The sequence below is a fragment of the Vitiosangium sp. GDMCC 1.1324 genome (assembly GCF_003044305.1).
Lineage (GTDB): Bacteria > Myxococcota > Myxococcia > Myxococcales > Myxococcaceae > Archangium.
On sequence record NZ_PZOX01000021.1, the window covers coordinates 170,812 to 195,735 of the forward strand.

The window sequence follows — 24,924 nt, forward strand, 5'->3', positions numbered from 1 at the left end:
CGGACGCTGAGGCGCATCCGGCCCACGCGAGCACCCATCAGTCACCTCGACCGGGATGACGGCAGAGCGGGCTCGCGAGGAAGTTGGCCCAGGTGCCAGCGTGCACCCGGGTCACGGGGTGATGAGTCGGATGACCTGGTTGAAGGAGTCGCTCACGTACAGCCGCCCCTGAGCATCGCTGGCCAGCCCACTGGGGGCGACGATGTCCGCCACGTCCCCCGCGCCCAGCCGGGTGCCCAGTTTCCCCGAGCCGGCGAAGGTGTAGACCTGCGTGGCTGCGGCGTTCGCACCGGGGATGATCTTCCGGATGCGGAAGTTCGCCGTGTCAGCGAGCCAGACCTCTCCCTGCGGTCCCACGGCCATGCCGAGCTGGGCGCGGAACCGGGAGACGTCGCCCGTGCCATCCAGGAAGCCTATCGGCGCATCGGAGCCGAGGCCGGCGATCGTCACGACCGAGCGCTCGGGCCCCGCCGAGATGCGGCGCACGAGCTGGCTGGCGCCATCCAATACATACAACTCCCCGCCATTCCCGAGCGCCAGGGCGGAGGGATAGCCGAAGTGGGCATTCGCGCCCTGCGGGGCATCTTCCCGTCCGAGAACTCCATTCCCGGCGAGGGTGACGACCTCCCCCGTGGCGGCGCGGTACATGCGGATGCGTTGATTGTCCTGGTCCGCCACGTAGAGGTTGCCGGCCTTGTCCGCGGCGATCGCCATGGGCCGACCGAAGTACGCCTTCCGCGCGGGGCCATCCGCGAAGCCCGACTTGAAGCCCACACCGGCCAGGGTGCTCACCTGCCACCCGGAGGGACCACGGTCGAGACGGCGGATGGCGTAGTTGCCCGAGTCCGCCACGTAGATTTCTCCCGCCGGTCCCACCGCGACTCCCGTGGGGTTGCGGAACATGGCCTGGCTTCCTTCTCCATCCCGGTACCCGAGGTCTCCATTGCCCGCGAGGGTGATGACCGTCCTGTCCGGATCCGTCTGGACGAGGCGGATCCGGTTGTTGATGCTGTCCGCGACGACGACCTGTCCCGCCGGGGTGACCGCCAGTCCGGAGGGACCCTGGAACCTCGCATCGGACCCGGAGCCATCGCCGTAGCCGGGCCCGCCTCGTCCGACGAAGGCCTCGACGGACTGGGCCCACTGCCCATGCGGCGCCGGAAGCGTGGGCACCGGCCCCGTGGCGGGAGGGAGCTGCCGCGGCGGGCGCCGGTGCGCCAACGCACGCTCGAGCACGTTGAGTGTCATGCGCTGCACCCGGGGATCCCTCAGCTCCGGCAGCTTGTCCGATAGGCCGAGCGGCCACCAGATCGTCCCCGCCGAGAACACCAACCGGCCCGAGGGCAGCGTGCGATCGACCACGGTGGAATGGGAAGGCAGGCCCTCGGCGCTCACCACCGGGCTCGTCATGCTGACGCGAACGCCTTGCGGGTAGCCCGGCCAGTCGGTGAAGGCCTTGTCATATTCGAAGCCGACGAGCCCGGGCAGGAGCGTCCCCTGCTGCAGACCCGTCCCCTCGAAGAGCCAGTGTGAGGGATCGCTCACGGCCAACTGGTAACCGAAGAACAACCATCCGTCGTACATCGAGCCGAAGAGCTTGTTCTCCGCGTGCTCGTTCGGCGAATCCCGGAAGCGCAGCGTCGTGTACGGGCGGGGATCCTTCTGGGGCTCGCTCTTGTAACAGGCGATGGTGCGGAGCGGGTTTCCCTGCGAGTCTGGCTCGAGGCGGATGCGCCAGTACGCTCCATTGCCGCCGAAGTAGGCCAGGCTCATCCTGCCGCGGGCCAGCGCCGCGTCCACCTGCGCTCTTTCCTCCGGCGGCCAGTATTCGTCCTGACCGCCATGGACGAAGGCGGCGATGCCGTTGAGGAAGCTGTCGAAGCGGACGAAATCGAGCTGGGTTCCGTAGGTGACGTCGTAGCCGTTGCGCTCGATGAACCGGACGAGCTGCAGGTCCAGGTAGAACGTCTTCCCGGTTCCATCCAAGGCCAGGTAGGGACGATTGAAGGACACCTCCCACGCGCGGCCCGCCGGCATCTGCCTGGAGGCGTCGGCGTAGAGGCTCTCTCCTCCCCAGGTGTTGTATGCCTGATAGGTGGTGAAGTTCGGCGTGAAGAGGATCTCCGCCGCGCGCCGGTCACGCACCACGAAGGGCGCGAAGCGCATGAACTTGTCCGAGCGCCAGATCTTCACCACGTAGAGACCCGAGAGCCAGGACGAGTCGATGGGAATGGTGAAGGTTTTCAGCCAGGAGCACTCGACGCGTGAGGTGACCGGATCGCGCGGGCATGAAGGCTGCTTGTGTGCCTTCCAGGGGCCACCGCTCCACACCTTCCGGGCGCCCGCGCCTCCGTAGTAGCCGATCCGGAAGACCTCGGCGGTGATGGGGGCCGACTCGTCACTGGTGGACACCTTCACGCCCAGGGAGGCACCCGCCTCCAGCGACTCGGTGTCGGTGTAGACCTCGAGCTCCCCGTTCTGCGAGCTCCTGCCGCTCTCCCAGGAAGGGTCTCCCGGACGTTGGTTCTCCGCTGGGATGGGGTTGGGAACGACGTGGCGCTCGTAGTCACACGGAGCCGGACACGTCACCACCGTGTCGGGGCCATCCTCGCCCCCGTCCTTCGCCCCGGTGTCGCCCTCACCCGTGGGGGGCTGCTTGCCGTCGTCTGGGATGGTCGTCCCGGAGTCCTGCTGCCCGGCGGGGTCCCGGATGCTTCGCGTGCCCCTGTCCTGGCATCCCCAGAACAGGAGCAGCAGGCCCAGCAGGAGGCCCCACCCCATCCACCAACTCCGCCCCCGGCGTCCCATGTGCGTCTCCCTTCGACAGCATCGCGTCCGGAAAAAACCCGCGGTGAGATGGTGCATGGCCCGGCAGGCGTCAACCCACCTCGGAGGATGAGCCCTATCAGTGGCCATCCATGCGGTTGCTGGCACGCCTGCTCTGTCCGATTCGGGGAAGAGACCTGCATCGGGATGTGTCGGAGCAACCCACAACCCGTCGAAAAGGATCTGGATGAAGCGATTCGGTTCAGTAGCCCTCCTGATGACCCTCCCCCTGACGGCGCTGGCCTCGCCTGTATGGAAGGCAGATTACGAAACGGGAAATCTCTCGCAGTGGTCGGGCCGGGAGTCCGTCGCGTCGGATCGCCTGCAGGTGGTCACCTCCCCCACCCGTGAGGGCAAATACGCCCTCAAGGTGACCGTGAAGAAGGGAGACGACCCCATCAACGCGAGCGGCAACCGCAACGAGCTCTTCCACTTCGGCAACGAGACCGAGGGCTCGGAGTACTACTACAAGTGGAGCACCCAGTTCGCGTCAGACTTCCCCAGCGTGAACACCTGGCAGCTCTTCACCCAGTGGCACCATGACGGCTCCAATGGCTCGCCGCCGCTGGAGTTCTACGTCCGTGGCGAGCGCATCTATCTCCGTCTGGAGGGCCGCGACGATCGGATCGTCTGGAACACGCCGCTGGTGCGCGGCCAGTGGCTGGACTTCGTCCTGCACGTGAAGTGGTCGTCGGACCCGAACATCGGCTTCGTCGAGCTGTACTACAACGGCCAGCTCGTGCTCCCGCGCATGCACTCGCCCACGATGTTCCAGGGCATGCAGAACTACCTGAAGCAGGGTCTGTACCGAGATGAGTCCGTCAACCCAGACGGCGTCGTCTACCACGACGGAATGGTGCAGGCGACCTCGCTCGAGGACGTGATGCCCACGAAGACAACGCCCCCGCCCCCGCCCCCGGCCGTGGCGACCCAGCCGCCTGCCAATTCGGGCCCGCCGGCCCCGGCGACCTCGACGTCCGAACCCCCGAGTCCCTCCGTCGCGGCAACTCCCGACACCGTGGGCGTGGTGGACCCCAACGCGCTCGCCGGCCAGCCCTCCGGAGGGTGCTCCGCCGCGGGCGGCCCCCTGGGAGGACTGGGCCTGCTCTTCTCCGTGCTCGGGTTTGGCGTCCGCGCGGCCTTCGGACGCCGTTCCGCCAAGCGGGATTGAGAAAGCGAGCGGGGAGTGCCGCCTTCCGGCCGCGCACTCCCCGCTCGGGGTGCCTACCAGCTCAGCGCGAGGTCGGGTTGAGCACGTCCTGGAGGTCCCGGGCCATCGTCCAACCATCATGGTAGACGACGCCCACCGGGCCGACGGCCGCGTCCCGGTACAGGCCGATCTTCAGGTAGTTGAGCGCGCCGGGGTACATCGTGGCGACGTACTTCTTCGGCAGGACGAGCTGGCCGTTGTAGTACAGCTCGACGAAACCGACGCGAGCGTTGGACGACCACTTCACGTGGAAGATGAAGTCCAACCACTGACCGCGCACCAGCGGTGTGCTCCATACGTCGCCGGTGTCCTGGCCACCCACGCGCAGATAGATGCGCTCGCCGCGGACGTAGAACTCCACGGGCGGCGAGCCATTGAGGCCCTCGTGGTGCCACTGGGTGAAGAGCTGCCAGGTGTTCGCGCTGGGGAAGTCTGACGCGAACTCGGTGCTCCACTTGTAGTAGTACTCCGAGCCCTCCGGCTCGTGTGTCATGCGCAGGAGCTCGTTGCGGTTGCCGCTTCCGTTGATGGGGTTGTCGCCCTGCCTCACGGTGGCCTTGAGGGCGTAGCTTCCCTGCCTGGTCGGTGAGGACACCACCTGGAGCCGGTCCGCGTTCACCATCTCGGTCTCGCTCCACTGCGAGCGATTCCCCGTCTCGAAGTCACCCCGCCACACCACGCTGGCCCCCGTACCGGAGCCCGGGTCCGAGCCACACACGCGCGCTTCGGCGATGCTGGCCCAGTCGTTGAGGGTGTTTCCGTTGACGGTGATGCGCAGGTAGCGCGCGTCACGGGCGGGGAACGCGGTGGTCTGGGCTGCCAGCGTCATGCTGCTCTGGCCGCTGTAGACCTGGGTGAACGCCGAGCCATCCGACGAGACGGACAGGGTGAAGGCATTGGTGCGTTGGTCGCCCAGGTGCCAGGCAATCGCCGCGCCGGAGATGGAGCGGGCACTGCCCAGGTCGAGGTCGATGGACGAGCCCTTGCCCAGACTGCTCCAGCGTGTATCGAGCCGATCGTCCAGGACATTGCCGGGCACGTTGCCGTCATCGCCGCTGGCGCGCACCGAAGACACCGTGAGGGGCAGGCAGTTCTGCACGGCGAGCCCGGCCGTCACGGGTGCCCCGGCGGTTGTCATCGAGACGGCCTCGGCGGAAGGGCCCGTCGGGACCAACTCGGAAGGGGTTGCGGGAGCCGTCTCGACCGGGGAATCGGAGACATCCGCCGGGGTGTTCGACTCGGTGGAAGGCGCTCCGCCACAGGCGGACAGGGCAATGGTTGCGATGACCAGGGTGACGCGTCTCACGTGAGATTCTCTCTTGTTGGATGGGTGGATTTCTGGGGATGCGACCTTCCCGTGCGCCAGAGACGGAATGCCTCGGGTGCCAGGCCGGTGAAGGCCGCACTTACGCCTGGGTTTTCCTCACTGCGTCCTTTAGGGCCGCTCGCGGATTGCGAGCAGGTGGCGCGACAACCCCTGATGTTTGGCGCCATTCCAGGCCCAAAGGTTCGCGGGTAATCCCTAGCACGCTCCCCGAGCAGGAGTGCTCCCGATGCCCTCCTGCGAACCACGCTTCCTGAAAGCCCTCCTTCACCTCGACCCGAGGGCCGGGCAGGCGTCTCATTTGTCGAGATCGAACATGCACAAGCCCGGATGGCCTTCCCACAAGCCTGCACACTCTTCCAAAGGCCCACAGGTACCCGGCGCATCCGAGTTGCATCGTTGGGTGCAGAGACCATTCACGCATGAGAAGCCCTCGGGGCACGGTCGCGCATGGGAGTCGCATGCAAGCAGGCATCTCATCCACACCTCATGTCGTGTCTCTTCGGCCCCGATATCGCACACCTGATCCGCCGGGCAGGGATTGAGCTGGCAATCCGTTCCGCGAACTCGCGCGCAAATCGATGCTCCGTGCTCCAGGGCCACGCATCGTTGCCCCTCGGGACAGGAGCGTCCCTCGCAGGTCGGCAGACATACGGACCCCTTCACATCCGCGGCACGACAAGAGTACCCCTCCGGACAACTCCGGGGCTCCTGGGGCTGGCAGGGACGGCGGCAATTCTTTTGGGTGCACACCAAGCCCGGCGCGCACGCCCTGCTCCGTGCTTGAGGCAGTTCCATGCAAAACTCCCCCTCCGCGACCTCACCAGGGGCACCACACAGGCGCACCACTCGTTCGCCGGCTGCGATTGAATAGCAAGAGAGGCCCGCGCGACAGTCCGCATCCGTCTCACAGGTGCTCGCCACACAGGCTCTCCTCAACATGAATTGGTCGCGAAGACAGACGAGTGGAGCTTCGCAGTCTTCATTCCTTTCGCAAGACCTCTTGAAGGTGAGCAGCCGTCTCGTCTCATCAGGAGGGAGAATGGGGACGAGTCTGCTCTCCTCTTTGTGTGCGACGGATACGTTCATCGCACTCAGCAACGAAGCCCAGATCAACGGGACCGGCAGCAGCACCCCCAATACGACGGCAAGCCGCGCACGCCACTTCATTTCCAGCCCCTCTTCTCCATCGCCACCCTGCAGTCCTTCATGCACTCATTGAATCTGGGCCCACACGCGGCCCAGATGTCCTCCTCCGGGCAACCGTCATGGGCCATCTCTTCAACCTGGTCCTTGAGCATGGCCTGATGCAGCACACCGGCATCCCCGCCCACAGGACAGCCCGTCTCGAGCATCAACACCAGCGTTGCTGCCACCGCGAGCATGCGGTTCATCAGCACGGCCCCCCCCTGAACGAAGAAGACTCCCGGAGGCAACAGCATAGAACCCACACTGAGAGCAAATCCACCGCGCACCGGAAATCATCAGGCGCCAGCGAACACTTGCACGTGCGGCCAGTATCCGCGACCGCCTCACGACGAGTCCCCCTTGTTGGCCTTCAGCGCCCCTTCGGAAGCAACTGCTCCATGCCGGAGAGGATCAGTCGCAGGCCTCGCTCGAAGCGGTCGTCGAACTCCGTGAAGATTTCCTCGCCCGCGGCCAGTGCGAGTGGGAACCGCTTGCCGTCGATCCGTTTGGATCGCCGGTTCAGGTCGTACTGCTCGTTGTGTTGGCCGGGCAGCGGATGCACGGCCTGCTCCTCGATGGCGAAGCCCACCGTGTAGTTGGACACCGTGGAGAAGCCACACACCGCGTCGCGCAGCGAGAACCCGGCATCGACGAGCTTCCTCAGTGCGACGTCCATCGACGCGTACAACGTGTCATCGGTGAGCCGCGTGCCGCTGAACACCTTCGCCCCATCCCGGTAGCTGAGCAACATCCGGCGCAGGCCCCGGGCCATCTCGGCCATGAACTCCACCCAGGACTGTCTGGCGTCAGGCTTCGCCGTCCCCATGAGATCCCGGAGCATGGTGGTGGCCATCTCGTCGACCAGCTCCTGCTTGTTCTTGAAGTGCCAGTACAGCGCGGGCGCCTGCACATCGAGCTCACGCGCGATCCGCCTCAGCGTCAGCCCCTCCAGCCCTTCCTCGTTCAGCACCCGCAGCGCCGTGCGCACCACGAGCTCGCGGTCCAGTCCCATCGCCACCTCGGTTGGCGCCGGAGCTTGACAGCTTAACGCCGTTAAATGCATCCTTAACGTCGTTAAGTTGGTGGGTCCGGCAGCCGCTCGCAGAGGCATGGAGCTTCGGCGCCGGACGGCGGCCCCCCAGACGGAAGGAGCGACGGATGAAGCCGCACGTGGAGGTACCGGTACTCATCGTGGGAGGGGGGCCGACCGGGCTCGCGCTGGCGTGCGATCTGGCCCGGCGGGGCGTGGTCTGCCGGGTCGTCGAGAAGGCTCCGGAGTTCTTCACCGGTTCACGGGGCAAGGGTCTGCAACCGCGCAGCCTGGAGGTCCTCGAAGACCTCGGAGCCATCGAGGCGATATTGGCCTCGGGCGCGCCCTATCCGGCGATTCGCTCCTACGCCCGTGAGACCGTGGTGTGGGAAGGCCACATGCACGAGCACTGCGAGCCAATGCCAGACGTGCCGTATCCCAACATCTGGATGATCCCTCAGTGGCGGACGGAGGAGATTCTGCGTACCCGGCTCGCCAGCCACGGCGTCCGCGTGGAGCTCGCCACCGAGTTGATCGGCTTCGAGCAGGACGAGGACGGCGTGACCGCCAACCTGGTCCATGCGGGCAGGACCGAGCGGGTGCGAGCCAGCTACCTCGTTGGCGCCGATGGCGGGCACAGCTTCGTCCGCAAGCGGCTCGGGGTCGGGTTCGAGGGCGAGACGCACGAGACCGAGCGGATGCTGATTGGCGACGTCCAGTCCGATGGGCTGGACCGCGAGCACTGGCACACCTGGGCGGACCTGGAGAAGCGCACGCTCCGGGTCGGGCTGTGCCCGCTGCCCGGCACGAATGTCTTTCAATTCATGGCCCCCTGGACCTCGGATGATGTGCCCGAGTTGTCATTGAAGTCCCTCCAGAAACTCTTCGACGAGGGGTCCGGCCGCTCCGACGTGCGGCTTCACGACCTGAGTTGGGTATCGCTGTACCGCGTCAACATCCGCATGGTGGACCGGTACCGGGTCGGCCGGGTGTTTCTCGCCGGCGACGCCGCGCACGTACATCCCCCAGCCGGTGGACAGGGCCTGAACACTGGCATCCAGGACGCCTACAACCTCGGATGGAAGCTCGGCCAGGTTCTGGCGGGGGCCCCCCAGGCCCTGCTGGACAGTTATGAGGAAGAACGGCTGCCCATCGCCGCGGACGTCCTTGGAATCAGCACAAAGCTATACAAACGAGGCCGTCAGGGAGAGGCGGATGCGCATCGGCGCGGCCCCGAGACGCAGCAGCTCGGACTCCACTACCGGGATGGCCGGCTCGCCCGCGACGAGCGCGGCTCCCGTGGACGCATTCAGGCCGGAGACCGCGCGCCCGACGCGCCCTGCCATGACGCCGCCGGCAACCGCGTCCGTCTGTTCGATGCGTTCCGCGGCCCCCATTTCACGCTGCTGGCCTTCGGCTCGGCCCACGCGGACACGCTCGCCCGCCTCAACGCCCGCCATGGCTCGAGCGTACACGCGTACACCGTGGTCGAGCCGGGCGCCCCCACTGGCGCGCACGCCCTCGTCGACACCCATGGACACGCGCGCACAGGTTATGACCTCGAGGGCAATGCGCTCGTGCTGGTCCGTCCGGATGGCTATATCGGGCTCATCACCACGCACCCGTCCGCCGACTCCGTGCTCGAGTACCTCGGCCACGTCGCCGCAAGGCCCGCGTCCGGACAGTGATTGAAGAACCCGGATTGAAGAACCCGGAGTGCGAAACCGGGAGTGAATGACCGAGCGCCCGCGAGTACCGGCCCGTGGCCGGCGCCCGCGAGCGCCTCATGGCTTCACCTCGCCGCTACGGATGCCGCGAATGCCCCTCCGGGGCGTTCTCCACCAGGTCCCGGCCGATGTTGCGACGATCCCGATCCACCCCGTCATCGTCGCGCAGCATTCCGCTCGCGAAACGCCGCGCCGCCTCCGCCAGGTCCCGCATCACCTCTTCCCGGGACTGGTACTCGTCCCGCGGCAGCGACTTGAGGACGTTGATGATGTCCACAGCCGCGCCGTCGTCCTCCGCGGCCTCGACGATCTCCACTCGCGTCGCCGGGTAGTCCACGGCGTCCAGGTGGGGGGTGATGGAGAGCGCCGGGTTTTCCGCAAGTCCGAATGCCATCGTGTCTTCTGCCTTTCCGCCCCGTCTTCCCTCCGCTGCCGGGGCCCTGGTTTCAACCTGTGGACGCAATGTCCTACGGGCCACCTCGCCATCACCCTCCGGGCCGCGCCCCCCGGGCAGCCAACCGGCCGGGGCCAGGGTAGATTGCCGATTCCCAGACCCCTCCCGGGACCCTTGATGCTCTCCAAGCCCCTGTTCGCCGCCTGGCTCGTGTTCGCCACCCCCACTCCCGCGCCCTCTCCCGCCCCCCAGGCGCCCGAGGTGAGTGCCCCCGCCCCCGACGCCACGAGCGTCTACTCGCTGGAGGATGGGGCCTTCGTGGACCAGGCGCTGAGGGACCTGGAGGCACTCGAGCACCACGCCCAGGGTCTGCGAGCCCTGCAGGAGCAGATCTCCAAGACGCGCGGCCTCTACACGCGCAAGCAGGACATCCCCTACTCGCCCGAGGAGAAGCGCACCCTGCTCACCACCTGGGCGGCCTTCTCCGACTACTTCGCCTCGCTCGAACTCATCCGCCAGCGCTACTGGGACTTCATCAAGGTGCCCGCCCTCACGAAGGAGACGAAGCATGCCTGGGGCTTCCTGCTCACCCACGGTGCGCTCACCACGGAGCTGGCCCACGGGCTGACGTACGCGGAGCTCACCAACGGCCGCGCGCAGCTCGAGGTGCTCCTGGACGAGCCCTCCGAGGAGTACGGCCTGCCCGCGCGCACCTTCGCCCGCTTCAAGGAGAAGGCCATCCACGTCTCCACCGCCACCCAGCTCATGACGGGGGACTCCTATGCCGAGCAACTGCGGCCCCTGCTCAAGAAGACGGGCATCCTCAACGTGAGCCGCGCGGTGTGGCTCCTCCAGGAGATGCGGCAGAACTCCAAGGTGGCCCGGGGCAAGCTGCGCGGACGCGGCACCACCCTCTTCGCCAAGGCTGGCGCGGACATCCTCAAGGACGCCACCGCCCACGCCGTCTTCCCCGTACAGGCCTCGGTCGCCGAGTGGATGGGCGACACCCGGGTGAAGCGCATCGGCCAGCCCCTCATCCAGCGCGAGCAGACGCTCGCCCTGCTGGCCCGCATGCAGCCGGGCGACATCCTCGTGGCGCGGCAGAACTGGTACCTGTCCAACATCGGCCTGCCGGGCTTCTGGCCCCATGCCGAGCTCTACGTGGGCACGCCCCAGGACTGGGCCTCCTTCTTCGACGCGGACGCCCAGGTGCGCGCTTGGCTCCAGACGTTGCCCGGCGCCCCCAAGACACTCGCCGAGCACCTGGCGCGCGAGTACCCCGCCAAATGGGCGGCCTACACCGCCGCGGACCCCCACGGAGACGCCATCCGCATCATCGAGTCCATCAGCGAGGGCGTGTCCTTCACCGGGCCTGAGCACGGCATGCACGTGGACTACCTCGGCGTCATGCGCCCGCGCCTCGCGCCGGTGGACAAGGCCCGCGCCATCGCCCGTGCCTTCCACCTCCAGGGCCGGCCCTACGACTTCAACTTCGACTTCTTCTCCGACTCCACCCTCGTGTGCACCGAGCTCGTCTACAAGTCCTACGTCCCCTCCCAGGAGGCGAAGGGCGTGCGCATCGACCTGGTGGATGTGGCCGGCCGGCGCACCTTGCCCGCCAACGAGTTCGTCCGTCTCTTCGATTCCGAGTATGACCGGCCCGACCGGCAGCTCGATTTCGTTGCGTTCCTCGACGGCCGGGAGCAGGAGCGGATGGCGGTGGAGGGTGACGTGGAGTCCTTCCGGCGCAGCTGGCGCCGGGCCAAGTGGGACATCGCCCAGAAGTGAAGCGAGGAGTCACGTAATGACGGAAGCGAGCGGACGGGAGCTGCTGGAGATAGCCGGCAAGCTCTACGAGCGGATGATTTCCCAGCAGCAGGCCAAGGTGCTCCGCCTGGCCCGCGAGGTGGTCCCCAACATCACCCCCGAGGAGCTGCGCAACCCCCATGATTTCCCAAAACTCAAGGAACACCCGACTTTCGAGTTCGAGGATGGACTGCTCTCCGGGCTCATCTCGGCGCAGGTGGCGCTCAACGCGGAAATCAAGGGCCGCCTGTTGCCCCCCGAACCTCCTCGGCGCTGACTGCCTGCCTGCCTTTGCCGTCCGTCCTCCCCTGGGTTAGTCCTTCCCGCCGTGAGCATCACCTCAACCTTGAGCCCGCCGCTCTCCCGTGAGCGACTCGTGTCCGCGCTCGCGGCCGATCCCCCGCGGCTGGACCTGGCGGCGTTGGCCATCGCCACCCTCAACCGGCCCGAACTGGACGCCGCGGCGTGTCTGCACACCCTGGACGCCCTGGCCGCCCGGGTGCAGTTGGAGGTGGAGCGTCACTCCGGCCATGGCGAGGTCCTGGCGGGGCTCACCGCGCTGCGTCACGTGCTGGCGGACATCGAGGGCTTCCGCGGCAACGAGGAGGACTACCACTCGCCGGACAACAGCTTCCTGGACCTGGTCCTGGAGCGGAAGGTGGGCCTGCCCATCTCGCTGTCGGTCGTGTACCTGGAGGTGGCGCGGCGCGCGGGCATTCCCCTCTATGGGGTACCCTTTCCCGGGCACTTCCTGGTGGCCTGCAACGCGGGGGACCACAAGCTGGTGGTGGACCCGTACCACTGCGGGGAAATCCTCACGGAAGAGGGCTGCAAGGAGCTGCTGCAGCGGGTGGCACCGCAGCTCAAGTTCACCCCCGCCATGCTGTCACCGGCGCCGGTGGAGCTGATTACCTACCGGATGCTGTCCAACCTGCGGCGCGAGTACCTGGAGCGCGAGGAGTACGAGCGGGGCCTGGCCGTGGTGGACCTGCTGCTGATGCTGGCGCCCAACCACCCGGGGGAGCTGCGCACGAGGGCGGCGCTGCTCGCCAACCTGGGGGCCTACCGGGCGGCGCTCAAGGACGTGGAGCGCTGCATGGAGCTGTCGCCGGACGCGCCGGACCGGGAGCGGCTGGAATTGACGGCCCGGGAGTTGCGCGAGCGCGCCGCGCTGTTGAACTGAGCCCATGAGCCCCATCAAACCGTGGCCCCGCCTGCGCCGGGGCCTGGAGTACGACTACCGCATCCTCAAGGTCCGCCAGGACATGGTGGCCGACCCGCGCACCGGCCATGAGCACCCGCGCGTCATCATCGACTGCCCGGACTGGGTGAACGTCATCGCGGTGACGAAGGACGACCAGCTCGTGCTCGTGCGCCAGTACCGCTTCGGCACCGAGGCGCTGACGCTGGAGGTTCCCGGCGGCATGGTGGAGCCCGGAGAGGACCCCGGAGTGGCCGCCGCGCGCGAGTTGGAGGAGGAGACGGGGTACGTGCCGGGCCGCGTGGTGAGGCTCGGGCAGGTGCACCCCAATCCCGCCATCCAGAACAACGTCTGCCACAGCTACCTGGCGCTCGACTGCGAGAAGGTGCACGAAGGCCGGCAGGACGCGGGCGAGGACATTGCCGTGGAGCTGCACCCGCGCGCGAGGGTGCCCCAGCTCCTCCAGAGCGGTGTCATCACCCACTCGCTGGTAGTGGCGGCCTTCTTCCTGGAGCACCTGCACACCCAGGCCCCGGGCACCCGCTGAAATTGTCGGGTGGTCATCCGCGTTTGACGCCAGCGCCACGAAGAGGCCCCTATTTCCGGGGCCCCCCGTGACACGCACCCGGGGTGGAACTACCCTCTGCCCCCAAGCGAGGTGAGTTCGCCATGGCGGAGAGCCTGTCGCATCCACTCGAGGAGCGCCCCGAGCAGCTCCCGGTCATCCCGTCCACCGACGCCGGCCACGCGTCCGCCCGTTCCCACGAGGGCGCCCCGGTCCGCGTCTCCATCCCCGAGCTGCTCCCCGGCGAGGACGTGTTCGCCTACGTGCGGCGCGTGCACGGCGGCTTCGAGCCCCGGCTGTACCAGCAGGTGGTGGGGGCCGCCAACGAGCTCAAGGAGGGCGACGTGGCCATTGGCGTCGCCGCGGCCGACGAGACGTCCCGCCGCAACGCCCGGGAGCTGCTCGCGCGCACTCGCCTCGGAGACCTGGACGCGTACCCGCTCATCGAGGAGCGGCTCTACTCGTACATGCAGGGAGCGCTCGATGCCCGGGCGCAGGCGCGCACCGCGAGCTGGACGCTGGGTGAGCTCAAGGCCTTCCTGCTGTCGGGGGACGAGGCGGACATCCACGGCATCATCGGCGGGCTGAGCAGCGACACCATCGGCTGCGTCGTGAAGCTCCTGAGCAACGAGGAGCTCGCCGCGGTGGGGCGCAAGGTCTTCAACCCGCTGCCCGGAAGCCGCGTGGGCGCCAGGGGCTACCTGGGCGCGCGCATCCAACCCAACTCGCCCACGGATCACCCGGACGACATCCGCTGGCAGGTCTTCAACGGGTGGAGCTTCGCCGTGGGTGACGTGGTGCTCGGCACCAACCCCGTGTCCTCCTCGCCCGAGTCCGTGGCGGCCGTGGAGGGCGCCCTGCACGAAATCCTGGTGACGTTCGGACTCCAGGACGTGATGCCCCACTGCGTGCTGGCGCACGTGGACGTGCAGGCGGTGGTGGAGGCCATGCAGCCGGGCACCACGGGCGTCTGGTTCCAGAGCCTGGGCAGCACCGAGGCCGCCAACCGCACCTTCGACGTCACCCTGGAGAAGATGGAGGCGCACACCGCCGCGCGCACCGGGCGCTGGGGCATGTACTTCGAGACGGGCCAGGGCGCCGACGCCACCAACGGTCATGCCTCCGGCGTGGACATGGTGGTGCACGAGTCGCGCAAGTACGGCTTCTCGCGCGCCCTCAAGCAGCGCCTGGGCGCCGCGCAGGCCCGCGCCGGCCAGGAGCCCGCTCCCTGGGTCATCGTCAACGACGTGGCCGGCTTCATCGGTCCCGAGGTGTTCCGCACCCGCGAGCAGCTCGTGCGCTGCTGCCTCGAGGACATCGTCATGGGCAAGCTGCACGGCCTGACGATTGGCCTGGACGTCTGCTCCACCCTGCACATGGACGTGTCGCTGGACGATCTGGGCTGGTGCCTGGAGCAGCTCATGCCGGCCAACCCCGGCTACCTCATGGCGCTGCCCACCCGGAACGATCCCATGCTCAGCTACCTGACCACGGCGTTCCAGGACCACGTCCGCCTGCGGGCCCGGTACGGCTACAAGGTGGACGACCGGATGTGGGCCTTCTTCCAGCGGCTCGGCGTCATCGACGCGGAGGGCCGGCCCACCGAGCACTTCGGAGACCCCGCCTGGGTGTACCTCCAGTATCGCCGCCACAAGGGGGACACGCGCCCGGACGCCGACGTGCTCGCCGAGGCCGCTCGGCAGATGGCCGACGTGCGTGCCCGCGGTGTGCCCCTCGCCAGGGGCCATGGCCAACACCCGTGGGATCTGGAGCCCTCGCTCGAGCGGGAGCTCCGCCAGCTCTACGACGACGCGAAGACGGGCCTCTGGTCCGACCTCTCCCCGGACTTCGTCTCGGCGATTCCCAGCGCCGTGCGCCTGCGCACCCGCGCCGCCTCCCGCCGCGACTACATCCTCCACCCGCCCTCAGGTGAGCAGCTCGAGCCCACCGCCGAGCGCGTGCTGGAGGCCCTGCGTGCGCGCCATGCCGGCTGCTACGACGTGCAGCTCGTCATCTCGGACGGACTGGACGCGCGCTCGCTCATGGACGAGGGCCACCTGCCGCCCTTCCTCGCCGCGCTGCGCACCCGGCTGGAGGCCTCCGGTTACCGCGTGGCCCCCGAGCACCTCGTGCTGACGCTCGGGCGCGTGCGGGCAGGCTACCGCGCGGGAGAGCTCCTCTTCGGGGACCCGGCGATGGAGGGGCCTCGCGCGCTCGTCCACGTCATCGGCGAGCGCCCGGGCTCCGGGCACCACAGCTTCTCCGCCTACGTCACCGCGCCCCAGGCCCGTGTCTGGGCCAGGCCGGGCGCGGTGGACCACAACATCACCCGCGTGGTGGCCGGCATCTCCGACACCAGCCTGCGGCCCGAGGCCGCCGCGATGGAGGTGGCGCGCATCCTCGGCGAGCTCACCTCCGCCTCCTGAGCCTCAGTCGTTTCAGGTCACCAGGCGCAGCCACGCGTCGATCATCACCCAGCTGCGCATCCGGAGGTAGTGGCCGTTGACGGCGTGGCCGATGTCGGGGACCTTGTCCACCCACACGAACGGCGAGCGGGGGTAGGCCTGCGCCTCGTTCTGCGCGTAGGACGCCGACGCCAGCAAGTCGTTCTCCCCCAGCTGCACCAGGATGGGCACGGTGATGCCCTGCACCGGGATGAGCTCCGGCGAGCCCAGCATGGTCAGCAGATCCAGGAACTGGCCGCGCGTCACGTTGTCCGCCACCTGGTTGTCATAGGCGATGACGTCCGGGTCCGCGTGCGGCACGTCGTAGAAGAGGGCGCTGCGCAGGTCCCCGGGGACCTGGATGTAGGGGCCCTGCTGCGCGAGCGCTCCGAGCACGGCGGGATCCACCGGCACCTCGTGCCGGGTATTCAGCCAGCCCGTCATCACCACCGCCTTCGCGTCGTGGTACAGCGCCTGCGCGAAGGTGGCGATGAGCGCCCCGTTGGAGTGCCCCACGTAGACGAGCGTCTCGAAGGTGTTCTTCTCCGCGGTGGCGCGCAGCCGCTGCGCCACCTGGTGCACGGCGCTCGCCGACTCCGCCAGGTTCAGGAAGTCCCCGTTCGGCTTGTCGCTCTCGCCCGTGCCCGGCAAGTCCAACGCGAGCACCGCGTACTGCTGACGCGCCATGTACCGCGCATACGAATACGCGTTGCCGTCAATCTCTGGCAGGTCCCAGTACGCGTGGTTGTAGGTGATGCCATGGACGAGGATCTGCACCGGGCGGTGCTTCAAGCTGCCCTGGTAGTAGAGGTACCCCACCACCTTGTAGCTGCGCCCGTCGGACAGCCGCACCGGGAACTCCCGGCGCTCCACCTTGATGCCCTGCGAGCCCTTCGCCTCAGCCGCACCCGGCACCGCCTCGGCCGTACCAGGCACCACCACGGCCGCCCCCAGCACCAGCGCCACCCAGAGTCCCAACAACCGGAGCATCTTCCTCATGTCGGCCTCCCGCATACGGCTCTTCTGAAAACCTCTATTTTCATTAAATATTGAGAGCGCCTGATATTCCTGGCTATCCGACAAATCCAATGAAAATAACTTTTCCAACAAAACACAATGTGCGGGGAGGTGGGCTCCAGAGGGCACTCACGGAGCATGGGGGAGGCAGACGTGCTTCCCCGAGAGCGTGCGGAATCTGACACGATGGCCTGCTCAGGAATCGGAGGGGAGGCAGGCGTGAAACCAGAAGAGTCGGTGAAGGAGCGACTGGAGCGGATGGAGTTGCCCTTCAACGCGTATGGGGTGGACCCGTACGGCGTGTCCAAGTGGCATCTGCGCGTCTTCTTCGAGGTGATGAGTTTCTTCTACCGGAGCTACTTCCGGGTGCGCTGCCACGGAATCGAGCACGTGCCGGCGCGAGGGAGGGCGATGGTGGTGGGCAACCACTCGGGAGGCGTGGCGGTGGATGGGGCCATGGTCATCACCTCGTGCTTCCTGGAGAAGGAGCCGCCGCGACTGGCGCAAGGCATGGCGGAGAAGTTCATCAACGCCACGCCCGTGGCCTCCACGTGGGCCAGCCGCTGCGGCCAGTTCCCCGGCCTGCCCGAGCACGCGGTGCGCCTGCTGGAAGAGGACCGGTTGCTGATGGTCTTCCCCGAGGGCGCGCGAGGCACCGCGAAGCTCTACCCACAGCGCTACGATCTGGTGGACTTCGGCACGGGCTTCATACGCCTGGCGCTGAAGACACGCACCCCCATCATCCCCTTTGGATTCCTGGGAGGCGGAGCCGCCATCCCCACGGTGGCCAACCTCTACGGCCTGGGCCGGGCGCTCGGGATGCCCTACGTCCCCGTCACGCCGTATGTGCTGCCGTTGCCCCTCCCCGTGCCGCTGGAAATCCACTATGGCGAGCCCATGCACTTCGAGGGCACGGGCAACGAGGAGGACACGGTCATCCAGGGCTACGTGGAGCAGGTGAAGGCGCGCATCGCGGACATCATCGATCGGCGCCGTCACGAGCGCTGGAAGGGCGTGGAGTCATGAGGGTCCTCATCCTCGGCATTGGCGGAGCGGTGGCGCAGCGGGTGGCGCTGCGGCTGCGGGACAGCGGGCACACGGTGGTGGGCATCGACACGCGGCCGTGGGAGGACGCGCCGTCAGACATTGAGATGCACACGGTGGACCTGCGCAAGCGGGCGGCGGAGGACGTCTTCCGCACGCGGCGGCCCGAGGCGATGGTGCACATGGCCACGGTGACGTCGCTGCGCGTGCAGGGCGAGGAGCGCCACCGCATCAACCTGGGCGGCACCCGGGTGGTGTTCGAACACTGCCGGGCCTACGGAGTGAAGCACGCCGTCTTCGTGGGCCGGCACACCTTCTACGGAGCGGCACCGGACTCGGCGCTGTACCACACCGAGGACGAGCCGCCGAAGGAGCTGGCGTCCTTCCCGGAGCTGGCGGACCTGGTGGCCGCGGACCTCTACGCGTCCACGGCGCTGTGGCGCTACCCGGAGCTGACCACGTCGGTGCTGCGCGTGTGCTACACGCTCGGGCCCTCGGCGCAGGGCACGCTGGCCACCTTCCTGCGCGGCCGGCGGGTGCCCATGGTGGCGGGGTATGATCCGCTCTTCCAGTTCATGCACGAGGACGACGTGGCGGCGGCCATCGCGCTCACGGTGGAGAAGCGCGCACGCGGCGTCTTCAACGTGGCGGGTCCGCAGCCGCTGCCCTTGTCCGTCATCGTCCGTCAGGCCCAGCGCCAGCCGGTGCCGCTGCCCATGGTGGTGCTGCGCCAGCTCATCGGCCGCTTCGGACTGCCACGGCTGCCGCCCGGAGCGCTCTACCACCTGCAGTACCCCATCGTGGTGGACGCGCGCGCCTTCCAGGAGGCCACCGGCTTCAAGTACCGCTCCGACGAGGTCCAGACCATCCAGTCCTTCCTGGAGGCCCACCCTCCCCCGCGTCCGCGCCGGGAGGAGCTCTTCGACAGGCTGGAGGCACTCGGAGTGCTGAAGTAGCGGCACCTCGGGGCGACCCCTGGCCGCCCCGAAGGACCCCCATCACGCCATGGCCGCTTGTGCCAGGACCAGCATGTCCTGGAGCAGCCGACGCAGGTACGGGCACTTCGCCTGGGCTACGTCGGGAGATAGCTCCGCGAAGAGGTTCGCTCCGTCGATGAGCTTCTTGTAGGACCTGCCCAGCTTCTCCTTGTACAAACGCTCGAGGAGCTTCGCTGGCGGCTCATTGAAGTTCACCGTCTCCGGCTGGTGGCTCTTCCCCGGTAGCGCCTTGCTCACGGCGCCGGGCAGTATCGTCGGATCCGCCAGAAGCCATGCCTCCGTCTCGTGCACGGCGAAGTGCTGCCGGAAGCGCTCATGGCCCACCTTCTTCTCGAGGTGGGCCTTGGCCCACTCATACCTCGCAGCCGCCGTCGTCTTGTCGGCCGGATAGAAGGTGGGTCCATACAGGTCGAGCAGCCCGATTCCCGCGATCACATCCGCCCCAACCTTGCCCCCCAGGTTGAGCTCGACCTTTTTCGCGCTCTCACCGTCGTAGTCACGCCACCCCTCGAAGCGGACGATCTTGATTCCAACCTTCTGGGGGAGCCGGGCATCCAGCCAGCGCTTCAAGAATTCGGGGAGGGCCTTGCGCTCGGTATGGCCTTCCACGAAGAGGACGAACTTCATGCCAGGCCCTCGAGTTCACCCGAGCGCATAAGCGCTCCCAACCGATACTGATCCGTCCAACGGCGCAACTCCTCTCCATCGAGCACCGAGAGGCGCGTCTCCCCTTCGGTGATGTTCGCGACGGTCGTGGTGGGGAGTGCCACGTCGGAGAAGGCGTCGAGCAGGTCGGCTGAGTGAGTCGAGAGGATGACCTGCGTGCGCTGCGAGGCTTCCTCCGCGAGCTCGGCGATGATGGGCAGCATGCTCGGGTGCAGCCCGGTCTCCGGCTCGTCCAGGGCGATCAGGTCTCCTGGATTCGGGCTGGCGAAGATGGCGACGAGCAGGAGGAACCGGAGCGTTCCATCCGACAGGTTCGCCGCGGACTGCGCCGTCTTGAGCGATCGCCAGCGAAGCCGGAGCTGAATGCGCTGATCCGCCGCTGGAGGGAAGACCAGATCCTCATAGTCACTTCCAAAGGCGGCGCGCATGGCCGCATCCAGGGAGCGCTTGAACTCCCGATTGCCGCTGTAGAGGGTGTGAAGCACCGGGATGAGATTCTGTCCGTCTGGAGAGATCCGATCCTCGACACGAGACACAGCGGCCTGCCGGAGTGGAGCCTGCGTGTCGACGCGGAGGTCGTGGTAGATGGACCACCCCAGCAGACTGTCACGAAAGGCCACCGCCACAGGATTGTCGAAGGGAGCCGCGAATCTCGATAACAGCGTCTGCTCATCAGACAGCGTCCCCGCTTGCGCGGTCAGCGTCCGCTGCCCTGAGTAATCAAGTGTGATGGCGTGCCCCGGACGGCGCTCGAAGAGCACCTCAGTCCCAGTGGGAACCCCGGCTCCCCCGCGTTCCTCGCCCATCAATCGTTCGCGCTCGATACGGTGGACGCCGGTCTCTCCAAGGCGGCTGAGCACAAACTCATAGGTCAGTGGCTCATCTGCCATCACCCCTGCCGCATCAACCGGATCCGTTCTGATGGCCCAGGAGATCTCCCTTGCCTGCCCATCCCACAGGAGTGGCGTGATTCCACCCTGGTTGAGGATCTCCTGCGGCAGGTCACCCCGCGCGCCATGCTGGAGCAGGGAGAGAGCACGCAACAGGTTGGATTTTCCTGAGCCGTTGGGGCCAATGAGCACGTTGAGCTGGCCCGGCTCCCAGGTCACATCCTTCAAGGACCTGAAGCCCTTCACCTGCAGTTTCTGGATACCCACGAGACTCCTCACCATGCACCGGGTGTGCCCCAAACACCCGAGCAGGCGGCCAACCTAGGGAGGTGCCTCCGGTGCGTCAATAACGCACTGCCCTGAGTTCGTAACCGGCAACACCGGCTCTCCGCCCCAGCGCCCGGGGCTCGCGCTCCGGACCGCATCCCGGCTAGCCTCCCGGTGCTGACTCGACCGAGGGGGCACTGATGGTCGTCATACCTTCCACACTCGATGCGGTCACCCTGCACGCCGAGGGCGCGCTCTGCACGCGCCTGGCGACAGTGCCGTCCGACAACGGCAGACTACCCAGGCAGGTGCGCATCGAGGGCCTGCCGCTCGGGCTGCGCACCGGCTCGCTCCGGGCCGCCGTCCTCAAGGGCCCTCAAGGACTCCGGGTGCGGGACATCCGGCCCGTCTTCGATGTGCGCCTGCCGCCAGAGACGGACATCCCCACCGAGCAGCGCGCCCTGGAAGAGGCCCAGGAGAAGCTCACCGCCATCTCCTCGGAGCTGGAGCGCGTGCAGCGCGACATCGCGGCCCTCCAGAAGCTCAAGCCCTCCTTCCCTCCCCGCAAGAAGGACGAGCCCCAGGAGCCGCGCGAGTCGTCCCTCACGGCCATCCTCTCGCTCGCGGGCTTCGTCGACACGGAGCTCGCCACCTTGAATACCCGGCAGCTCGACCTGGAGCGCCAGCAACGTGACGCGACGGAGGAGGTCGAGCTGCGCCGGCGCCGCCTGGAGGAGGGCTCGTCCGCGGTGCGCGGCCAGCGTGCACAGCTCTACCGGGCTGCCGTCATCACGCTCTCGGAAGTGGACGGGATGGGCGAGGGCGCGCAGCTCGCGCTCGAGTACGCGGTGCACGGTGCCCGCTGGGTGCCGGGATATGACCTGCGGCTACCCCGGACGCTCGACGGAGGCACGCTGCGCATGCGCGCCGCCATCATCCAGCGCACCGGCGAGGACTGGAGCAACGTGCGGCTGTCCCTGTCCACCGCGCAGCTGGAGCGCCGCGCCGATGTGCCGGAGCTGAAGGCGCTGCGCATCGGCCGGCGTCAGCCGCCCCCGGCCTGCTCGGGCTGGCGCGAGCCACCTCCGGGACTCGACGAGCTGTTCGCCGGCTACGACACGGCGCGGCCCTCGAGTCCACCCCCGCCCCGCCCCCAACCCAGGCCGGAGCGCACCGAGGCACGTGAATACGCCGTGCCCCCGCCGGCCGAGCCCATGCCGCAACCCATGGCCGACATGGATGACATGGACGAGCTCTCCGCTCCCGCCGCGCCTCCGCCTCCGCCCGCGCCGATGCGCGCATCCCAGACCCTGCCATCCCTGTCTGCCGCGCCCGGCGCCGCCCCCTCGAAGCCCGCGCCCAGGCCCACCGGCGCCTTCCCTCGCGCGGGAGGTGCCCCTCCGGCCCCGGCACCGAGTGCCTCGATTCCAGCGCCCAAGAAGAAGAGCGCGAACCTGATGAGGCGCCGCGACCTCTCGGACGAAGCGCCCATGGAGATGATGAAGGATCAGGAGTCCTCGGACTTCGGAAGTGCGGACCTCGCCTCTTCTCTCGGGGGGTTGGCCGAAGGTGGCGGCGGTGCCTACGGAGGCCCGCCGGCCCAGGCCGCCGGGGAGTTGGAGCCCGCGGTGGACCTGCTCGACTACGGCAACCTGGAGCTGGGTGCCGCACACCAGCCGGGACAGCGCGGGCGGTTGCAGCCCCAGCCCGAGGCCATGTCCCGGGAGCTGCTCATGCTGATGGGCGTCCACGTGCGCGTGGATGTCTTCGCGCTCGTGGCCCAGTACGAACGCACGGCCGCCTCCGTGCAGGACGTGGCGCTCCCGGCCTGGTCCGTGCCCCCGCGCCAGTCCACACCGCACTTCGACTACCGCTTCGACGTGGAGACACGCGCCGATGTGCCCTCGGACGGCGTGTGGCACACCGTGCCCGTGTTCTCCGCTCTGGTGGGGTTGAGCGCCGAGTACGTCTGCGTCCCCTCCATGGAGTCACGCGCCTTCCGCACCGTGAAGGTGGAGAACCGGACGCCGCACGCACTGCTCGCCGGTCCGGTGGACGTCACGCTCGGCGACGAGTTCCTGATGACGTCTCCCCTGCCCACGCTCGCGCCCGGCGCCATGCAGCGGCTGGGCCTGGGCGTCGAGGAGTCCATCAAGGTGTCGCGCAACACGCGCTTCGACGAGGCCTCCGGCGGAGTGTTCGGCGGCTCCAACGTGCTCACCCACCACGTCAGCGTCGAGCTGGCCAACCGCACACAGCAGCGCGTCACCGTGGAGGTGCTGGAGCGCATGCCCGCGGTGCCCTCGGCGGAGAAGGACATCAAGGTGGACGAGTCCGAGGTGAAACCCGCCTGGAGCAAGCGCGCGCTCCTGCCCGGCGAGACGCCCGTGGAGGGCGAGCGGGCCTGGAAGGTGACGCTGCAACCGGGTGAGACGCAGACGTTGAACGCGACGTGGGCCGTACGGATTCCCTCGAGCAAGATGCTCGTGGGCGGCAACCGGAGGACGTGATGAGCACCCCCATCCATCTGCCCATCGTCAAGGTCACCGTCCTCGAGGACCGAGCGCTGGTGGAGCGCCGCGGAGACGTGATGCTGCCCGCCGGGCCCCAGAGACTGCGCGTGGAGGGGCTCTCGCCGCTCGCGGTGGACCGCTCGCTCCAGGCCCAGCTCACCGGGGGCTCCGTGGCCCAGGCCCGAGTGAGCCGCTCGTGGAAGGAGAAGCCGCGCGAGGGAGCGCGCGAGCGGAAGACGGAGCTGGGCCGCCGCGTGGAGGACCTGGAAGCGGAGTGGAAGCGCGCCCAGGCGGACGTGAAGCGGCTGCAGTCCCGGCTGGAGGTGGTGAACGTGGCACGCGAGGACGTGCTGCGCGCCATCGCCGAGCTGTCGGGCGTCGGCCGTGCGAAGCCCGAGTCCTGGCATGAGCAGCTCGAGACGGTGCGCAAGGAGTCCGCCTCCACCGAGGAGGCCCTCCGTCAGGCGCGCGGGCACGTGCAGGTGACGTGGCAGCGGCTGGTGGAGACGCGGACGGCACTCGTCCAGGGTGAGCAACCGGAGCAGGAGCTCGTCACCGCGGCGGAGCTGGAGGCGAACCACCCGGAGGGTGGAACCGTGTCGCTGCGCGTGACGTACCTCGTGCCCTGTGCCGTGTGGCGGCCGGCGTACCGCGCCACGCTCGCCCAGTCCGAGAAGGGCGAGGAGGTGACGCTCGAGTGCGAGGCCGTGGTGTGGCAACGCACCGAGGAGGACTGGAAGGACGTGGAGCTGCTGTTCTCCACGGCCCGCCCCACCCTGGGCGCCACGCCACCGCGGCTGACGGAGGACTGGCTGCGGCTGCGTGACAAGAGTGAGCAGGAGAAACACACGGTGGAGGTGTCCATCCGCGAGGAGGTCATCCAGACCACCGGCGAGGGGGGCGCCGCCAAGGCCGAGTCCATGCCGGGCATCGACGATGGGGGCGAGGCGCTGACGCTGCGGACGGCCCACCGGGTCACCGTGCCGAGCGACGGCGCGCCCCACCGCGTGCCGCTGTTCCAGTTCACCGCCCCGGCGGCGTCCGAGCTCATCGGCTACCCGGAGCACTCGCCGCTGGTTCACAGGGTGGCGCGCTTCGACAACCGAGGCCCGGCGGTATTGCTGGCCGGCCCGGTGGACCTGGTGCGCTCGAGCGGCTACGTGGGCCGGGCCCAGCTCAAGTTCTCCGGCATGGGAGAGACGCTCAAGCTGGGCTTCGGCAGCGAGGACACGCTGCGCATCGCGCGGCTGGTGGACTCGAAGCAGGACACCCAGCGCATCACCGGCAAGCGCACCCGGACCCAGTTGGTGAAGCTGTTCCTCTCCAACACGGGCACCCGCCCCGAGAAGGTGGTCCTCGAGGAGCGCATGCCCGTCTCCGAAATCGAGGCGGTGGAGGTGAAGCTGCTCCAGGAGCAGACGAAGCCCGCCCCCAGCAAGGTGAGCGAAGACGGCATCGTGCGCTTCGAGCTGGCCGCCCCTCCCCGCTCACAGCAGGAGCTGGCCTTCGCGTACTCGGTGGTCAGCTCCTCCAAGGTGGCTGGCCTGTAGACCCTCCGAGGAAGGTCCGGCCCTGAAGGCCCGCTGCCCGGCATCGCCGAGCGCGGGCCTTTTCAATTTCAAACACACAGTCCTCCTGACGCCACGCGTCACGCTTGACAACACCACGCGTCAGAGCGGACGACGCCATGCGTTATCATTGACGACGCCGCGCGTCAGAAATGGCGCTGCTCATGGATATCGAGTTTCTCTTGATGTTCATGTTACGGATGTCATTAGATTACCTGGCCGTACCCCCCTCCCCCATAAGCTGAC

General features: G+C 68.1%; 19 protein-coding genes. 11 read left to right on the plus strand and 8 right to left on the minus strand.

What is annotated here, in order from left to right; all coding sequences use genetic code 11:
• Positions 1 to 111: 111 nt before the first annotated feature.
• Positions 112 to 2,781, minus strand: coding sequence for a N,N-dimethylformamidase beta subunit family domain-containing protein (locus tag DAT35_RS43610; RefSeq protein WP_108075238.1), 2,670 nt, complete (start codon positions 2,779 to 2,781; stop codon positions 112 to 114).
• A gap of 262 nt (positions 2,782 to 3,043) precedes the next feature.
• Here DAT35_RS43610 and DAT35_RS43615 point away from each other — a divergent pair, with 262 nt between their 5' ends.
• On the plus strand, positions 3,044 to 3,997 hold the full coding sequence (locus DAT35_RS43615; protein ID WP_233262055.1) for a polysaccharide lyase: 954 nt from the start codon (positions 3,044 to 3,046) through the stop codon (positions 3,995 to 3,997).
• 61 nt (positions 3,998 to 4,058) lie between these two features.
• Here the strand turns inward: DAT35_RS43615 and DAT35_RS43620 are convergent, their stop codons facing one another.
• The 3 genes from DAT35_RS43620 to DAT35_RS43630 all read right to left on the minus strand — a co-directional run bounded on the left by DAT35_RS43620 (position 4,059) and on the right by DAT35_RS43630 (position 7,560).
• Positions 4,059 to 5,342, minus strand: a complete 1,284-nt coding sequence (locus DAT35_RS43620; RefSeq protein WP_233262056.1) for a heparin lyase I family protein — start codon at positions 5,340 to 5,342, stop codon at positions 4,059 to 4,061.
• Between the two features lie 1,184 nt (positions 5,343 to 6,526).
• Positions 6,527 to 6,760: a hypothetical protein gene (locus DAT35_RS43625; RefSeq protein WP_146210123.1), complete on the minus strand. Its 234-nt coding sequence runs from the start codon at positions 6,758 to 6,760 to the stop codon at positions 6,527 to 6,529.
• A 158-nt stretch (positions 6,761 to 6,918) separates the two neighbouring features.
• Positions 6,919 to 7,560: a TetR/AcrR family transcriptional regulator C-terminal domain-containing protein gene (locus DAT35_RS43630; RefSeq protein ID WP_108075242.1), complete on the minus strand. Its 642-nt coding sequence runs from the start codon at positions 7,558 to 7,560 to the stop codon at positions 6,919 to 6,921.
• 146 nt (positions 7,561 to 7,706) lie between these two features.
• Between DAT35_RS43630 and DAT35_RS43635 the strand changes: the two genes are divergently transcribed.
• Positions 7,707 to 9,266 carry an FAD-dependent oxidoreductase gene (locus DAT35_RS43635; protein ID WP_108075243.1) on the plus strand — a complete coding sequence of 520 codons (1,560 nt, stop codon included), beginning with the start codon at positions 7,707 to 7,709 and terminating at the stop codon, positions 9,264 to 9,266.
• Between the two features lie 115 nt (positions 9,267 to 9,381).
• On the opposite strand, the gene DAT35_RS43640 is transcribed toward DAT35_RS43635, so the two are convergent.
• On the minus strand, positions 9,382 to 9,699 hold the full coding sequence (locus tag DAT35_RS43640; protein WP_108075244.1) for a DUF2795 domain-containing protein: 318 nt from the start codon (positions 9,697 to 9,699) through the stop codon (positions 9,382 to 9,384).
• Between the two features lie 177 nt (positions 9,700 to 9,876).
• Between DAT35_RS43640 and DAT35_RS43645 the strand changes: the two genes are divergently transcribed.
• The 5 genes from DAT35_RS43645 to eutB all read left to right on the plus strand — a co-directional run bounded on the left by DAT35_RS43645 (position 9,877) and on the right by eutB (position 15,697).
• Entirely contained in the window at positions 9,877 to 11,487 is a 1,611-nt protein-coding gene (locus DAT35_RS43645) for a YiiX/YebB-like N1pC/P60 family cysteine hydrolase (protein WP_108075245.1), read from the plus strand.
• 16 nt (positions 11,488 to 11,503) lie between these two features.
• Positions 11,504 to 11,782 carry a hypothetical protein gene (locus DAT35_RS43650; protein WP_108075246.1) on the plus strand — a complete coding sequence of 93 codons (279 nt, stop codon included), beginning with the start codon at positions 11,504 to 11,506 and terminating at the stop codon, positions 11,780 to 11,782.
• A 51-nt stretch (positions 11,783 to 11,833) separates the two neighbouring features.
• Complete coding sequence (locus DAT35_RS43655) at positions 11,834 to 12,688, plus strand: SirB1 family protein (protein WP_108075247.1); 855 nt, start codon at positions 11,834 to 11,836, stop codon at positions 12,686 to 12,688.
• 4 nt (positions 12,689 to 12,692) lie between these two features.
• Positions 12,693 to 13,253, plus strand: coding sequence for an NUDIX hydrolase (locus DAT35_RS43660; protein ID WP_108075248.1), 561 nt, complete (start codon positions 12,693 to 12,695; stop codon positions 13,251 to 13,253).
• Between the two features lie 122 nt (positions 13,254 to 13,375).
• Positions 13,376 to 15,697, plus strand: a complete 2,322-nt coding sequence (gene eutB / locus DAT35_RS43665; protein WP_108075249.1) for an ethanolamine ammonia-lyase subunit EutB — start codon at positions 13,376 to 13,378, stop codon at positions 15,695 to 15,697.
• 12 nt (positions 15,698 to 15,709) lie between these two features.
• Here the strand turns inward: eutB and DAT35_RS43670 are convergent, their stop codons facing one another.
• Positions 15,710 to 16,714: an alpha/beta hydrolase gene (locus tag DAT35_RS43670; protein WP_146210124.1), complete on the minus strand. Its 1,005-nt coding sequence runs from the start codon at positions 16,712 to 16,714 to the stop codon at positions 15,710 to 15,712.
• A 276-nt stretch (positions 16,715 to 16,990) separates the two neighbouring features.
• On the opposite strand from DAT35_RS43670, the gene DAT35_RS43675 reads away from it, so the two are divergent.
• Together DAT35_RS43675 and DAT35_RS43680 are read left to right on the plus strand one after the other, a co-directional pair.
• A complete protein-coding gene (locus DAT35_RS43675; RefSeq protein ID WP_233262062.1) occupies positions 16,991 to 17,758 on the plus strand; it encodes a lysophospholipid acyltransferase family protein in 768 nt (255 codons plus the stop codon).
• Entirely contained in the window at positions 17,755 to 18,732 is a 978-nt protein-coding gene (locus DAT35_RS43680) for an SDR family oxidoreductase (RefSeq protein ID WP_108075252.1), read from the plus strand. Before DAT35_RS43675 ends, DAT35_RS43680 begins: the two co-directional genes overlap by 4 nt.
• 42 nt (positions 18,733 to 18,774) lie before the next feature.
• Here the strand turns inward: DAT35_RS43680 and DAT35_RS43685 are convergent, their stop codons facing one another.
• Positions 18,775 to 19,401, minus strand: coding sequence for a DUF4276 family protein (locus DAT35_RS43685; protein WP_108075253.1), 627 nt, complete (start codon positions 19,399 to 19,401; stop codon positions 18,775 to 18,777).
• On the minus strand, positions 19,398 to 20,597 hold the full coding sequence (locus DAT35_RS43690; RefSeq protein WP_158502130.1) for an AAA family ATPase: 1,200 nt from the start codon (positions 20,595 to 20,597) through the stop codon (positions 19,398 to 19,400). Before DAT35_RS43690 ends, DAT35_RS43685 begins: the two co-directional genes overlap by 4 nt.
• Before the next feature lie 200 nt (positions 20,598 to 20,797).
• Here DAT35_RS43690 and DAT35_RS43695 point away from each other — a divergent pair, with 200 nt between their 5' ends.
• Positions 20,798 to 23,107, plus strand: coding sequence for a DUF4139 domain-containing protein (locus DAT35_RS43695; protein ID WP_108075255.1), 2,310 nt, complete (start codon positions 20,798 to 20,800; stop codon positions 23,105 to 23,107).
• Positions 23,107 to 24,660, plus strand: coding sequence for a DUF4139 domain-containing protein (locus DAT35_RS43700; RefSeq protein WP_108075256.1), 1,554 nt, complete (start codon positions 23,107 to 23,109; stop codon positions 24,658 to 24,660). The genes DAT35_RS43695 and DAT35_RS43700 overlap by 1 nt, the downstream gene beginning before the upstream one ends.
• The last annotated feature ends 264 nt before the right edge of the window (positions 24,661 to 24,924 follow it).

Bases quoted from the DNA above. Each gene is read 5' to 3' on its own strand.
- DAT35_RS43610 (WP_108075238.1), bottom strand. From the start codon at position 2,781: ATGGGGTGGGGCCTCCTGCTGGGCCTGCTGCTCCTGTTCTGGGGATGC.
- DAT35_RS43615 (WP_233262055.1), top strand. From the start codon at position 3,044: ATGACCCTCCCCCTGACGGCGCTGGCCTCGCCTGTATGGAAGGCAGAT.
- DAT35_RS43630 (WP_108075242.1), bottom strand. From the start codon at position 7,560: ATGGGACTGGACCGCGAGCTCGTGGTGCGCACGGCGCTGCGGGTGCTG.
- DAT35_RS43635 (WP_108075243.1), top strand. From the start codon at position 7,707: ATGAAGCCGCACGTGGAGGTACCGGTACTCATCGTGGGAGGGGGGCCG.
- DAT35_RS43640 (WP_108075244.1), bottom strand. From the start codon at position 9,699: ATGGCATTCGGACTTGCGGAAAACCCGGCGCTCTCCATCACCCCCCAC.
- DAT35_RS43645 (WP_108075245.1), top strand. From the start codon at position 9,877: ATGCTCTCCAAGCCCCTGTTCGCCGCCTGGCTCGTGTTCGCCACCCCC.
- DAT35_RS43650 (WP_108075246.1), top strand. From the start codon at position 11,504: ATGACGGAAGCGAGCGGACGGGAGCTGCTGGAGATAGCCGGCAAGCTC.
- DAT35_RS43660 (WP_108075248.1), top strand. From the start codon at position 12,693: ATGAGCCCCATCAAACCGTGGCCCCGCCTGCGCCGGGGCCTGGAGTAC.
- eutB (WP_108075249.1), top strand. From the start codon at position 13,376: ATGGCGGAGAGCCTGTCGCATCCACTCGAGGAGCGCCCCGAGCAGCTC.
- DAT35_RS43670 (WP_146210124.1), bottom strand. From the start codon at position 16,714: ATGAGGAAGATGCTCCGGTTGTTGGGACTCTGGGTGGCGCTGGTGCTG.
- DAT35_RS43675 (WP_233262062.1), top strand. From the start codon at position 16,991: ATGGAGTTGCCCTTCAACGCGTATGGGGTGGACCCGTACGGCGTGTCC.
- DAT35_RS43680 (WP_108075252.1), top strand. From the start codon at position 17,755: ATGAGGGTCCTCATCCTCGGCATTGGCGGAGCGGTGGCGCAGCGGGTG.
- DAT35_RS43685 (WP_108075253.1), bottom strand. From the start codon at position 19,401: ATGAAGTTCGTCCTCTTCGTGGAAGGCCATACCGAGCGCAAGGCCCTC.
- DAT35_RS43695 (WP_108075255.1), top strand. From the start codon at position 20,798: ATGGTCGTCATACCTTCCACACTCGATGCGGTCACCCTGCACGCCGAG.
- DAT35_RS43700 (WP_108075256.1), top strand. From the start codon at position 23,107: ATGAGCACCCCCATCCATCTGCCCATCGTCAAGGTCACCGTCCTCGAG.